The following is a 13,370-nucleotide window of genomic DNA, read 5'->3' as shown; positions in this document are numbered from 1 at the left end:
CTTGCGCCTTCGCGAGCGCCCCTTGGGGCGCGAGCGAGAGCGCGCCGATGGCAGACAGACAACCAGCCACGCGCGGTGACCCGCCCGGAGCGAACGTCCAGCGGAGTAAGCGTCGGGGGTGAGCACCGACGGCGCGCAGCCCCCGGCGGTTACCCGCTGGCGTCGAAGCCAGATTCACTTGAGCCCGGCAGCCCGCCCGCTTCGCCGGCAGGCAGCCCGGAATGGTCAGTCGCGAGTGAAGCGAGACGCGACTGGAAGGAGCGTCTCGACGCGAACGGTGACCGAAGGGAACCGTGAGCAAGCGGAGGGCGGAACGCACCGCGCGGGGCGTGCCGGTTCGTACTTATAAATAGATTCGAAATAAATATAATCTAATGTATTAGTATATGATATAATATACGTTGGATATTAGTGTCATAGCTGACTAGGGAAGGTAATGGGCGAGTCAGCGGAAGAATTTAATTATGAGGGTCGACTCGTATTTAACCAACTATATCATTTGAGGTCAGAAAATGGGGAAGCAACCAATAAGGATTTACTGTCGAATCTATCTAGTTATCAAGGAGGAACACCAGATAATCCTGGTGAAGGGTTCGATATTGTAGATTTAGACAGGTACGACCAAGATCTCATCACAAACCTTAGCTCAGATACCAGGGATATAACCTACCTTCAATATAAAAGAGAGGACTACACTAGGGAGGAACTGGTGAATAATCAAGGGGAGATAGAGGAAGTGTTCATGAAAAATGTTAACACTGCCGATATTTTCCTAGTGAATTCGGAGTTTTTGATTTTTAGGGGATCTGAGAGAATTACGCAAAGCGCCCGAGAAAATATAAAGGGAGTGGCAAGTGATAATTTTATATTCGACGAGATAGACTTTAGCTCTGATTTTCTAGTCTGGATGATTTACTTACATAATAACGGGAAGGCCTTCTCTGATAAACTTAGAGTTGAGCGGTTTACAGATGCCAAGCTAACTGGTAATAGAGATATAGGCGACTCAACGAGACGAATCTCTGGCTCAACCGAAATTATGAGATCAGCTCCAGTTGCGACTGCTATTCTTCAAGGAAAAAACCTAGATACGCTTGGAGGCTACTTCATATATGAGGACATATATCACATTGCATCTGATATTTCAGATAACGGGAGGATACATGTGAAATCTCGTGCGGATATACAACACTCTAGCGACCTGAAAAGAATGGTTATTTCTGTTTTGTTTGTAAGCGAAATACTGTATATAAGCAAGAAGTGGATGGATATGGATCCAAGAGATAAATATCCTCCAGATAGCTTCTTTGAGAGTATATTAGCTGGTCTTGAGGCACGAGGGCTCTCATTGGGCTTTTCGTTAGATTCCATAACTAGAAAATATAAGGAAAAGAGGAGAGAAAAATGAGTTGGTCCGATGACTCGATTGATGAAAGACTAGAAGAAGCCGATATTAGAGAAATATTTTACAACGGTATTTCTCCAACAATAGAGTTTTTCCTATCTACACCTAGCAAGATCGATACGTATAGTGAATCATCTATCCCTAGCGAAGCAGATTTGGCAAGGGAAGCATGTGGAATTGGTAACAGAAGCGGTGGAGTAATTTTATTTGGAGTAGGAAAATCAGGAGAAGTAAAGGGAATAACAGATACCGAAGAAGGTATTGACGAGATAGCAGAGATATTTGAAGATCAAATAGAACCAGACTTATCATATGATCTATATGCAGTTGAGATCGATAATAAATTTATTCTAGTTAGTCGCATAAAAAAGTACACGGAAACAGATGCGGAGTTGCCTTTTGCGGTTCAAGGCCAATTTTTCTATAGAAAATCAAAGCACTCTTATCCGATGTCTCCTTCTACCCTAAAGGCCATATTAGAATCAAGCACCCAATAATTCAAGTATAATACTTGATGATATAGAAGTAGCTATACCGAATACCAACACAATAAAAGTTGCGAGAAATAGCCACATCAAGATAGATATACTATTAGCTATCCTTATTTTCCATATTAAGTTTCCTATCTCCTCTATTATTTCCTCTCTGTCGCTATGATCTCGAATCACATATTCATGCCCTCTTTGGTGCCCATAGTTTCTAACTAATGATTTTATCTTATAGTGACTCTCTGTAGCTATCCCCAGGCTAGCTTCATATTCTTCGTTAAAATTTATTTGTACTGGTTCTTCAGATTTAAGTCTCCTGCGGATGTTAACATGTTGGGACTTAACATTATTTCTCTTATTCTTTGTACTCCAAACATCCGGGATGAGGCCACGAATAAGATCCCATTTTACCATATCAGTTGTGGATAGTTGCGATCGGCTCATATATTGTACGATATCTCCGCTATTACGGTGACCACACGCCGAGGTCAGCCTGCCCGGTCACCGGCGCGTCTCGCGTTCGGCCGGTCTCTGTCCGGACATATTCCCGAGCGAGTTTCACCGCGATCGCGAGCCCGCACTCGGTGGGCGGGTCGACCACCTCCTCCATCTCCCCGTCGTGCGCTCGGAGCCACGGGGCAAGTGCGACCGTCGCGTTGCCGCTCCCACGCCACGCTTTCACGACGAGATACGCTCGCGTCCCCAGAGTTGCCTCCGAATCGAGCACGCGACCGCCAGCCATCCCGACCGCACGCTCGGCGTTGTCCTGCCGGTAGTAGACGATCTGCTCGCGCTCCTCGAGGTAGTAGCGATCGAGAACGAATCCCGCCGGCGGGTCGAAGATGGCCGCTTCGACGGCCGGGTGGTCCCACTCGGTTGGTGCGTGCCGCTCCATCCACGCGACAGCGCGTTCGACGCCCCACGCGACTGCCTCAGATTGTGACTCCTCCTCGCGGATCTCGCGTCGGACGGGTTCGATCCGGTTGGCGAAGCCGTCGACGCGGTCGTCGAACACCGCGACGTTGACCATCGTGCCGAAGTGCGAGAAGACGGCGACTGAGCGAGCGGCATCCCGGCCGGTCCAGACGTGGCCGTTCCGATTCGAGTTAGGGTCGTGGACCCAGCCATTGAGCGCCGATGGGAGACCACTCTCGTCGGGGAGCGGTGGTTTTGCGACCACGGCTACTCCGCCGTCTCGATCTCTCGACTGAGCCAGCCCATCTGCTCGCCGATACCCTCGGTATCTGCGAATGGGTAGAAGACGTCCGGCGGGGCGTCATTAAGCGTGTCGCGAAGCGGGTCGATGTACGCCTGCCCAGCGAGTACCACGAGCGTCGCGTCGGCGCTGATGCTCGTCAGTCGGTTGTCGATGCGGGCGACCCACGCGGCGAGTGCGTCGTCATCGAGATCGTGGACGGTTAGGTCGTACGACTCAGCCACGAGTGCCGCAGGCGGGACGAGACCGAACTTCGCCGAGAGGATGTAGTAGTCGTCACAGCAGGCTTGCGCGTACTCGCGCTTGAGTTGGAAGTACGTAGAGGTGTAGAGCTGGTCGATTCGGACTACCTGTTCGTCTTCGAGGTCACGTTTCTGACTGCCGCAACCGACGAGTGCAATCGTTCTCATAGTGGTCACGAGGCACGTTCGAACGCGCGCCTCGCCCCGTCAGGTGCCGATAAACGACTCTCCTTAACCAACACCCCTGGTGGTCGAGGGTACAGAGATTCACACAAAGAATCGCTCTCGACTCGAATCACGAATCTAAGTCGTACTCGACGAACCGAGACATAAACCAAGGGAGGAGGCAACTTCTCCTATTACTAGGTCAGCTTTCGTACGACGTCGCCGTGTTGAGGAGTTCGGCGAAGTAGTCCTTCGTCGAGAGCGTCGACTTGTTTCCGACGAGGACGACGTCCCATCCGGCGGATAGGAGTTCGTAGAGGACCGTAGGCGAGTCGAGCGGGGAGCGAACGATGTTCGACTCGTTCGACACGGCGAAACTCACGAGCGCGGTTCCGGTGCACGTTCCGGGGAGGGCTTCCGGCCGGCGAACGGGCACATCGACACCGGCCTCCGCGAGTTCTCGTTTGATCGCCGTCGCGTGTGCTTCGAACGGCGTCACGACGACGTCGATATCGCCCGATTCTGCGACCTGTGCGACGATCTGCTCGGCAATAGAGTTGGTCAGTAGTGCCCTGTTGAACTGCGGGAGTTCAGCCGCATCCGCTCGGACCACGACCTCGTGGTCGTTCGTTCGCTCACCCTCGATGTCGTCCTTCTCGACGAGGTACAGGCTCATATCGTCGATGAGGACAACCGATCCCTCAGTCAGTTTCGTCGCGTCAAGGGAGAGCCGCTGTTGGAATAGTTCCTGTGCCTCGATTGGACTCACGGGCGTATCAGTAACGTCGAAGACCAGTCGGCGTGCGGCGTGTTCGGCCTGAACTGTCGTGGTCAACTCAACCGCATCAAGCGCCGTTTCCTCGTCCCCGTCGATCGAGAGGAACGTCACGTCACCGTCGATCGCCTCCCACGGCCCGTCGGGATAGAGCGACTGGATCGCCGGCGGAGCTTCGCCGGAGAGCTGAAGACTTACCGCCTCCTCGCTCGGGAACGACTGATACTGGTCGAACGCCTGCGTGAAGTACGACCGATCCAGTCCCGCGTCGGCTGCCTCCGAGCTCACCATCGTCGGCCCGCCGCGTCGCGTATCACCGACGACAACTACGCGGTCGGCGAGGTCACTAAGAAAGTGGAACTCGGGTTCGGTGATCTGTTCCCCGCCGAGGATAACGACGGCGTCGAAGAATTGCCCCGAGTGGTCGCGTCGACTCGGGTCGTCCGCGTCCTTGTAGTCGCCTTCCGCAAGTCTATGGAAGAACTCCGAGATCCCGTCAGGTCCAGCGTCGCTCATCGCGACATGCGTCGAGGAGACGAGCGACCGGGCCTCGCCGATCTTCGTTTGGATCTCGTGGTAGCTGTCGTCCGAATCGATCACGGAGTCGCCGCCGCCGGTTCCGTCGAGCCGGTAATGTGGGCCGGTCGGTTGGGCAGCGACCGCCGTCTCCACGAGTTTGGGAGTCGATCCGAGGACTAACACACGCGAGGCGGGATCTGGTATATCGACATCAGTCGAGTCGGGAGCCGGGTACGTCGCCGTAACGAGGGATCCTACCAACTCGGCTAATTTCTCAGCGCGGTTCCGATGGATCGGGAGATCGACGAACACCGCCTCCTTGTCGAGGTAGTCGGCGATGTCCGACACGTCCGCCCTGTCCGTCTCCGCATCTTCCCCGAACTCACCGTCGGCGAACCCAGGCTCGATCCCTCGCCGTTCCGCGAAGTCGAGATACGGGAGGAACTTCCGATCGACAGACTCGGGGGCGAACCGATAGAGCGCCTCGAACGACGCATCGGATCCCAAGACGTCCGCTAAGGTGAGCGCGGACGAGTCCGGTTTGAACAAGAACGCCCCATCCGCCTCTCCGTAGTACGTAGCTGTCGCGGACAGGGTTCCGTCGTCCGACTGTAGTGTGACCGATTCGCCGGGTTCGAAGGCTGGAACGATCACAACATCGCTTTCGAAGCGGAATACAGTCCCCGCTGCGGTGGCCCCGATACAGTTCATCGACGGCACCAAGAACCCCGCATCGTGGAGGAGTTCACGGTCGAACTGCTCGAGGACCTGAGTCGCCGTCCGGCGCGCGCGTCTCTCCGTTCGGAACGCCTTTCGCTGTCGATTGTAGTAGGCGGTCTGCTCGGAGTCGCGATACTGAAGACGCTGTTCGCAGTCATCGAACCGGGAGCACTCCGTCGTGACTTCCCCGCCGTCGAGTTCGTAACACGGCCACCGGCGTTCGTTCTGGCAGTGGAAGGTGCACGCCGGCGCGAGTGCGTCGTCGGGGCCGGAGATCCACTCGTCGACGGCGAACTGGCAGTCCTCACAGTCGCGGTTGTATGGCGACGACGGCGCGGAAAGAGCGCTTCCGGAGACGGCCTTGTTCCGCAGTTCCAAGAACTCTCCGACGTGCTCCGGCTCAAGGTCGACGGGTTCGAATCGAACAGTACCGTCGGACGTGTTCGGGTAGATGAGCATGCCCGGAGGTGCGTCGTCGATCGCGTCCGTCAACGATTCCCCCTCCTCCAGCGACTCGAGGATCAGCGCGAATGTGTACAATCGAACCTGATGCGAATGCTTCCACACCGCCTGGTCGTCCGGGTCACGAGTCGATTTGATGTCGTACGGCGTTCCGTCGACGAGGAGGTCGACGCGGCCGGCATACCCGTACGCCTCGTTCAGGAACTCCTCGGTCGCGAGTTCGTCGGCGTCGGTCACCAGCGACTGGAACTCCGTATCGGTGAACAGCGTCGTCAGCGTCTCAACGATGTGTTCTCTGACGGAGAGTCCCGCGCCGGAGAGCACGAGCAGGGCCTGCCGGAAGCCGAACTCCTCCTCGAGCACCTGCGTGCAGAACTGTTCGATTCTGTCCTTCGTCCATGTATCCGACTCGAACCGGTCGAGTTGGTTCTCGACAGCGCGTTCGGCGATCCGATGGATCGCGTCGCCACGGAGGATGGACTGCTGATGGTGGGGCGGATCCGAATACCGGTCTCCGGAGTAGACGTTCTTCACGTAGCGGAGGTAGTTCTCCCGCTGACAGTTATCCTGCGTCCGAAGTCGGGACTTGCTGACGAGTTGCGACGGGTCCCGGATCGCCACGGAGGTGACGTTGAGATAGAGATCCGCCTCGCTCGCCGCGGACCGGTTCGGAACGGCCCGGACGAGGACTTCCTCTCCCCTCTGAAGCGGTTTCCCGGTCCCGTCTTCAAGTTCCATCGGGAGGCCGAGGGAGTCGAGAACCGGGTCGTCGGTCTTGTCGATCAGGCTCTTGAGCGGTTCAACGGTCGGGGACGAACTCCAAAACGAGAGGGCGACCGACGAATCGGTCGACTGCCTGGGGTCGTCTACCATGTAGAGGCTCTTCATTCCGTTCCCCTCCGTGCCGGGGATACGGTTGCTCTGGATCCGGCACCGAACGGTTAGCTCTCCACCCAACTCGGCTTCCGGTCGATCGAGGACGTCCGCGATATCATGAATCATCGGCCCGAGAACACCTCCGTCAGCAGCCGGCGATTGAGCGTCGCCTCCTGTTGGCTCGCCCCTCGGACGCATACATCGCCGTCGGTCTTCAGGCAGTCAGGACAGGCTGTAACGCACTGCACCGTCAGTTCCTCCAGCCGCTCGCCGAGTTCCGCGATGTCCCGCCGTCCGCTATCGCTCGCGAACCGTTCATACGTCGCACGTATAGACGGATCTCTGAACACGTGCCTGTCGAGGTGAAGCGCGAGGTCGGGCGGGCGAGGAGTCCGCCCGAGTTCCGATTCGACCGCCGAGTACTCCGCCGCGATGTACGAGTAGAACCGGGCCAGTTCGCGTGTCTCGAACAGCAACTGTACGCGCTGATCGACGTGCGAATGGAGGTCCTCGACGGAGTAGGCGTCCGGATCCGAGACCAGACCGTTGATCGTCCCCTCGACGAGTTCGCGAAACTGTGGTCGGTTGTTCCGGTGAACGTCGTAGAGCGAGCCGTCGGGGTACTGTCCGAGGAGGTCAATCGTCGCTCTGTCCGCCATCGCGGAGTGGCAGCGTCCCTGTTCGGCGAGGCCGGAGTCGACACCGATCTCCGTGCGCTCGTCAAGCCGACGCGACACCTCCTTCGCGATGCCGGCTCCCCCTTGGATGGGATCGTACACAGCGATCCGGGCGGAGTCGGCCTCGTTCGCTTGGAAGTTGACATCGTACCAAAGTTCGAACGCTGTCCCGGAGCCGGTGAGTTTGTTTGCCCATCCCGACAGCGCGTGTTCTGCGGAATGGACGACCGCGTCCTCGGCGAAATCGAGGAGGAGGTCATCGTTCCGGCACAGCGCGAGGATTCGAGCGACTTCCTCCGTATGCGAATTCAAGATCTCCAAGATCGCAGAGTTCTCCGCAGAGTCGTGGCCGAGGAGGCGAAGTCGCGTACTGGTTTCCGATGGGAGGAGCCGTTCGACCGCACGGACAAGTTTCGACCCCGAGAGCGGGAACACTCCGTCGTCGTTACCCTGGTCGACTCGCTGCCAGAAGTCCACGCCGAGGAGGTGTTCCACGAGCGGCCGGACCTGATAGGTGTGATCGAGTGCTTCCTCTTGGAAGAACAACTCCTCCCAGACGAGCGCGTGAAGGAACGCGAACTGGAGATCCCGTCGGAGATGCTGGTCCGACTCGAGGACGTCCTCGATCGCATCCCGGAGCGTCGGACGTTCCAATTCGAACGTGAGCAGTTGGCTCCGTTCCTTGCTTCCGATGAAGGCGGTCCGCCCGTCTCCTTCCTCCTGGTATCGCATGATCCCCGACTCAACGCGCGTAGATTTCCGCGGATAGAGCGTGAGCAGCGACGCGTAGTAGCACCGCATGAAGCGATGGTCGTCGTAGAACCGATACCCCGAGACGAGTTTGCTGTCCGTGACCGGGGTTGTCGACTCCTCGAAATCGTCGACGGCATGTTTGAACCAGAGGTAGTTCGTCGTCGGGTCCGACGAGAGCGCGCGGGTGGTTCCCGGCGGCGATCCGGTCCATACGATCCCCTTGTCCACTACCCAGACGTAGTCCGGATCGTCATTGGAAAGTCGCTCGACGTTCATCGCCCGAGGCGTGTAGACGGTAACGTCGTCGGGGTCGAACTCCAGTTCGGTATACGCGACGTCTTCGACGGGGCCGAGGATCTCGGTCAGCGGTGTCGAGTCCGACCATTCGAACATCGGGCCGACGTCCGCATGGCCGAACTCGGTGTCGTGGTGCCACGCTCCACGCCAGAGATAGAAACTCCCCCAGCGCCGCTTGTATCCGCCCGGGAGGAAGTTCTGGAGCATTTGGTTGATGTTCTCCTGTGCAAGGCTCTCGCCCTCCTCGGAGTCGAGTATCGTGATAGACCCGCCGACCTCCTCAGATATGAACGTCTCCGGGATGGCGAACGGGCTCCGGACAGCCGGGTCGAGCCCGTATATGTTCGGAAGCGACAGGAAGTCGAATCCGGTTCGATCCAATACCTGCAAGTGTTGTTTGATACCTTGGAGGCGGCCGACCCGTTCGTCGAGAGTCAGTTCTCGATCCGACGAGTCCTCCACGGATCGTCGTGCGTCGTCAGTCATCGTTCCTCCTGAAGCCGCTGAAGCAGCGATTCTATCTCAGGTGTGGTGCCGTTCTGTTTCTGCTTGATCGCCCGGCGGAAGAACTTCCAATACGGGTCTTCCCCGTTGTCGATCGGTGCATCAAGAAGATCGCTGTACCGGTTGAACTCGTCGAGAACCTGTCGCACCTCCTCGCTGTCCGCGCCGAACGCCCGGTTCAACCACTGTCGGATCGGATCGCGATGCCGTTCGAACTGGTCACGGAGGTAGTCAACATCGGGGCCGGGACCGTATTGGCTGGTCGAGAACCCACTGAACAGTTTCCGCGCATTGGTTCCATCAGTAACGTTGAAATAGTCGATCACGGCTGCAGTCATGTGTTCGGCCCGAACGAACCGGTTCTCCTCGTCGAGCGGGATCTCGAGGTGTTCGTCTCGAGGGTCACTCAGGTAATTGGAGTGATGGAAGTAATAGGAGTCGGTCGGTGTCGACCCGAGGACGACGACCGTGACGGGTTCGTCCTCGGCGTCGCGTCCGCCGCGGCCCTTCCGCTGGAGGAAACCGGGGACGTTACGTGGAGCTCGGTACTGGAACGTACCGATGATGCTGGGGTGGTCGAAGCCGACCTCAAGCGCGCTCGTCGAGATAAGTTGGTCCCACTCATCGCCGAGCGGACGGTCTTCCCCGGCGTACTGTGTACGACCGCTCTTGTGGATTCCGACTGTCATCGACTGAAGGTCCAGACGCTCGTCCCGCATCGTCCACCAACACTCGCCGTCCTCGTACACCGGACACGGGTTCACGTTCGGGTCGGGAATGACCGATTCGCATACCGCCGTCTCCTCGTACTCGTCGTCGGTCCCCTGCTGGAAGCTATCCGACGGACAGTCGGGATTGTTCCCCCGTGTGTTGAGGAGGGCGTCGGGGATTCGGTACTTGAACAGCCCCTGTTCCTCGGCGTTCTGTACGTAGCCGCCGAGTCGACTCACCGAGTCGATAGAGTCGACGAACCCGAGGATCCGGTCTTTGTCGTTGTCGAGTCCCTCGCGACTTCCCGCGCGTTCCTTCCGCATCGTGTGCTGGAAGGCAAACGCGATCTGGATCATACAGGAGAGGTTCGTTGCCGTCGAGGTGGTCATCTCCGTCCACTCCTCGCGTGGCTTGAACACGGAGTCGCCGATCGGGATCTGAACGTCCCGCGGGTCGGTCGCCTTAACGAAGACGAAGTGCTCTCGACCGAGCGTGGTCTTCTCGCCTTTCCGTGGCTTGACTCGGTTGACAGCTTCAGGGTCGACGTCGAAGATGCCGCTAGTGAACGACTTCGCGTTCTCGATCGTCGCGCTCGAGGCGACCAACGTCGGGGATTGCTTCTGTCCTCTGTGCTGAAGCGCCTGCTTGAACCGGCGGACGACGTTCGCGACGTTCATTCCGGCCTGGTCCGTGTAGATGTGGACCTCGTCGAGGACGAGGAACTTCGGCGGGGACTGTGCGGACCAAAAGGCATCGTCGCCGTAGTGATCCATCAGCCGTCGATGGAGCGAACTCTGCGTCGTCACGATGATGTCGGCTGGTTCGGACCGATCGACAGTCGCATACCGTATCTCGTGGCGGTCGGACTGCTGGCAGACGAAGTGTGTGTTCTCGTAGCCTTCCGGGACGGCCAGTTCGCCGTCACAGTACGGGCAGGGAAGCGTGACGTCGTCGCGTCCGCCGTGCTGAATGCCGATCGTCAGATCCGAGGACTCGAACGACCCGTCGATCCCGCTTCCGAGCCGGTTGAGTTCGGTGATGTAGTCGAACGCGCGCTCGAACTGGTTGTCACACAGGTCACGCCGAGGGTACGTGAGTACGCCCTTGTTCCCCTCTAGCCCCGCTCGATTCGCCGTGAGGGCATACGCGAGCGCGGGGAAGAGGAACGCCTCCGTCTTCCCCCCGCCGGTGCTGGCCGTGACGACGTGGGCCTGTTCCGGGTCGCTTCCGGAGTCGCTGATCGCGTCCAAGTAGATATCCCGAAGTGCTCGCCCCTGAAACGCCGCGAGCGAGTCGAAGTCTTCGGGGAGTCGGTCGGTGAAGAACTCGCTCAGGGTTTCGACCGTGTCCGTGACGTGCGTTCGCCAGTCACCGGTTCCGAGTGCTTGGAGTTCCCACGCGGGTGTGAACCCGTCAGCGTCGACCCGCTCGGAGATCTCGCGGAGCGGAGCCTGAAACCGCATCGCCTCGGACTCGCCTTTCCCCATGATCGGTTGTTCGCGGGGAGACGACGCCAGTTTGACCATCTTCACGAGGTTCGGCGTGAACGAGTAATCGGTGTCCTCGTTGATGCGCTGGCGGATGAGCGCGAAGTACCGCGCCATCTCGGCGACGTGGCTGCGGACCTTCTGACGGTTGTGGACGTAGAGGAGTTCGCGGTCCTCAACAAGTTCCTCCACCAAACGGTCGAATATCACATGGGTGAGATGCTCTTCGCCCGCCGACCCCAGTTCGAGTGTGATCATGTAGGTTTCGCCGCTTTCCAGTACCTCCTGTTTGAACGCAGCGTCGGCAGCGAGGTGTTCCTGCTTGAACTCCTCGAAGACTTCCGACAGCGACGCGGCCGAGTCGTAGGTGCCGGCGTTGATCTGTCTGCGACACTCCTCAGTCACTATCCGGACGATGTCGTCGCGGACGTCTCGATACACCTCAGTAGACTCGGTGAACTCGCTCCACGTCTGTTCGATCGCTGCCCTGTCGACTGTTTGGGATGCTCCCCTGTTGCTCATGTTTTGAATTCCACAGTGAGATCCGCGATGACGCCGTCAGCGTACAACCGCGATATCTCCTCGAGAAACGCCTGTTGATCCATATCGCTTCGTTCGACTGCCGATGCGACACTTCCGTCCATCTCCTCGAGCAGTCGCCGTACTCGGGTCGAGATCGTCGAATCGACTTCGGCGCCGATGACGGAGGTGATGCGTGCGAGAAGATCGTCCGTGTCGCCGTTCGCGACCGCTTCCTCGATCTCCTCCTCAGCTTCGAAGTCGTGGCTCGTGAGGAACGTTCCGAGCGCATGGGCGAGTTCGGCGTCGGCTTCGATCCGCGTTAACTCGGTGTCGATCATCAGCGCTCCCTCAAACGCTTCGCGGATGGTCGCGACGGCAGCTGAACCGTCATCATCCTCGAGGAGTTCTTCCGAGCGTGTACGTAGGTCCTTGACCGTTCGAAGCGCATTCTGATACGTAGTAACTCGGTCCGACTCCGACGACAGTTCTTGAAGAACTGAATGGATCCGCTCCAGCGCGGTATCCATTCCGGACTCGTAGCGGTCGACGTATTCGGCCATGGGGAGCGCTTCTTGGAGCCTGGCGTCTATCTCGCGGAGTGATTGTTCGATCTCCGACGGCGTGAACCGTGAGTTCGATATGATCTGGGCGTATTTCTCCTCGTCGAGGAGCGTCGAGAGGATCTGATACTGACGCGCTATCGTCGAGATCTCCTCCGCTATCTCCTCAGGCACCATTCCGGTCGGAGTATCATCGACGACTGAGATCCACCATCCAAGCCGGTGTAACTGCTGACGAATGAGCGTTTTCTGGCGAGTCCGCGAGGCGAGGAGTGCGTCGTTCAACAACTCTGCGCGGTCTCGTGTCTCGTTAGCGACCTCAAGTTGCGATCGGTCGACGCTCGTCGCCCGCTCCAAGGACTCGAGTTGGTCCTCAAGCTCGTGTATCGCCTGGACGAAAACCTCGGGAGGTTGCTCTAGCGCGCTGAGTTCATCGTATCGGTTGCGGGCACGCTTCAGTTCATCTCTGATCCTGTCGAGCGAAGATTCGAATTGTGAGCTGAGGTTCGACATTAAACGGCTAGTTGTCTGACAACCTCGATGACGTAATGGGTAATAAAGTATTGTGTCGATCGTCTAGATATCGGTCAGTGAACCCACCACCAGCGTTTTGTACGTGATGTTGGTCGGGCTGAACTGGCGCAGCCATTTGCGCCACTGGTGACAACCAGCAATCGGCGTTGGCCAGGTCCCTCCGACTCGGCAAGGGTGGGTAGTGGCCAACGCGACTCGGCGGCGATAGCCACCGGGTCAATCCGCCCCCATGGCCGATTTCGCTTACACCCGCGTGGTTATCGAGATACGTAATTTCACCCACAGCATTATTAGGGGAGAATGTATTTGAAGAGACAGGACCGGTGCGAACCAAAATTCGCACTGCGCCGATCTCCGGAAATCCGGCGCGAGACCGGTTGTCACCGGATATGAAGGCACGTACGCATGACAACAGACGAATGGGTTGGTACGTGAGAACCGATACCGACTCACAGAA

At 57.9% G+C, this 13,370-nt stretch carries 9 protein-coding genes; 2 read left to right on the top strand and 7 right to left on the bottom strand.

What is annotated here, in order from left to right; genetic code table 11:
- Positions 1-436: 436 nt before the first annotated feature.
- Together K933_RS18135 and K933_RS17605 are read left to right on the top strand one after the other, a co-directional pair.
- Positions 437-1,408: a hypothetical protein gene (locus K933_RS18135; RefSeq protein ID WP_152529867.1), complete on the top strand. Its 972-nt coding sequence runs from the start codon at positions 437-439 to the stop codon at positions 1,406-1,408.
- Positions 1,405-1,902 carry an AlbA family DNA-binding domain-containing protein gene (locus K933_RS17605; RefSeq protein WP_080509321.1) on the top strand — a complete coding sequence of 166 codons (498 nt, stop codon included), beginning with the start codon at positions 1,405-1,407 and terminating at the stop codon, positions 1,900-1,902. The genes K933_RS18135 and K933_RS17605 overlap by 4 nt, the downstream gene beginning before the upstream one ends.
- On the opposite strand, the gene K933_RS18130 is transcribed toward K933_RS17605, so the two are convergent.
- From K933_RS18130 to K933_RS17025, 7 genes are all read right to left on the bottom strand, one after another.
- A complete protein-coding gene (locus K933_RS18130; protein ID WP_152529866.1) occupies positions 1,888-2,307 on the bottom strand; it encodes a hypothetical protein in 420 nt (139 codons plus the stop codon). The genes K933_RS17605 and K933_RS18130 overlap by 15 nt on opposite strands.
- 52 nt (positions 2,308-2,359) lie before the next feature.
- Positions 2,360-2,908, bottom strand: coding sequence for a hypothetical protein (locus tag K933_RS17050; RefSeq protein ID WP_200862346.1), 549 nt, complete (start codon positions 2,906-2,908; stop codon positions 2,360-2,362).
- A 167-nt stretch (positions 2,909-3,075) separates the two neighbouring features.
- Positions 3,076-3,519: a DUF6884 domain-containing protein gene (locus K933_RS17045; protein WP_023396002.1), complete on the bottom strand. Its 444-nt coding sequence runs from the start codon at positions 3,517-3,519 to the stop codon at positions 3,076-3,078.
- Positions 3,520-3,718: 199 nt separating this feature from the next.
- Entirely contained in the window at positions 3,719-6,994 is a 3,276-nt protein-coding gene (locus K933_RS17040; RefSeq protein WP_023396001.1) for a PD-(D/E)XK nuclease family protein, read from the bottom strand.
- Positions 6,991-9,081 (bottom strand): hypothetical protein, encoded by a 2,091-nt coding sequence (locus tag K933_RS17035; RefSeq protein WP_049948008.1) that lies wholly within the window; start codon positions 9,079-9,081, stop codon positions 6,991-6,993. Before K933_RS17035 ends, K933_RS17040 begins: the two co-directional genes overlap by 4 nt.
- A complete protein-coding gene (locus K933_RS17030) occupies positions 9,078-11,819 on the bottom strand; it encodes a DEAD/DEAH box helicase (protein ID WP_080509320.1) in 2,742 nt (913 codons plus the stop codon). The genes K933_RS17035 and K933_RS17030 overlap by 4 nt, the downstream gene beginning before the upstream one ends.
- Positions 11,816-12,892, bottom strand: coding sequence for a hypothetical protein (locus tag K933_RS17025; protein ID WP_049948007.1), 1,077 nt, complete (start codon positions 12,890-12,892; stop codon positions 11,816-11,818). The genes K933_RS17030 and K933_RS17025 overlap by 4 nt, the downstream gene beginning before the upstream one ends.
- Between the last annotated feature and the right edge of the window lie 478 nt (positions 12,893-13,370).

It is taken from the genome of Candidatus Halobonum tyrrellensis G22 (genome assembly GCF_000495475.1).
GTDB classification, from domain to species: domain Archaea; phylum Halobacteriota; class Halobacteria; order Halobacteriales; family Haloferacaceae; genus Halobonum; species Halobonum tyrrellense.
This window is presented reverse-complemented; position numbering and strand designations above follow the sequence as displayed.

Coding starts and splice junctions, on each gene's coding strand:
- K933_RS18135 (WP_152529867.1), top strand. CDS start 437: ATGGGCGAGTCAGCGGAAGAATTTAATTATGAGGGTCGACTCGTATTT.
- K933_RS17605 (WP_080509321.1), top strand. CDS start 1,405: ATGAGTTGGTCCGATGACTCGATTGATGAAAGACTAGAAGAAGCCGAT.
- K933_RS18130 (WP_152529866.1), bottom strand. CDS start 2,307: ATGGTAAAATGGGATCTTATTCGTGGCCTCATCCCGGATGTTTGGAGT.
- K933_RS17045 (WP_023396002.1), bottom strand. CDS start 3,519: ATGAGAACGATTGCACTCGTCGGTTGCGGCAGTCAGAAACGTGACCTC.
- K933_RS17040 (WP_023396001.1), bottom strand. CDS start 6,994: ATGATTCATGATATCGCGGACGTCCTCGATCGACCGGAAGCCGAGTTG.
- K933_RS17035 (WP_049948008.1), bottom strand. CDS start 9,081: ATGACTGACGACGCACGACGATCCGTGGAGGACTCGTCGGATCGAGAA.
- K933_RS17030 (WP_080509320.1), bottom strand. CDS start 11,819: ATGAGCAACAGGGGAGCATCCCAAACAGTCGACAGGGCAGCGATCGAA.
- K933_RS17025 (WP_049948007.1), bottom strand. CDS start 12,892: ATGTCGAACCTCAGCTCACAATTCGAATCTTCGCTCGACAGGATCAGA.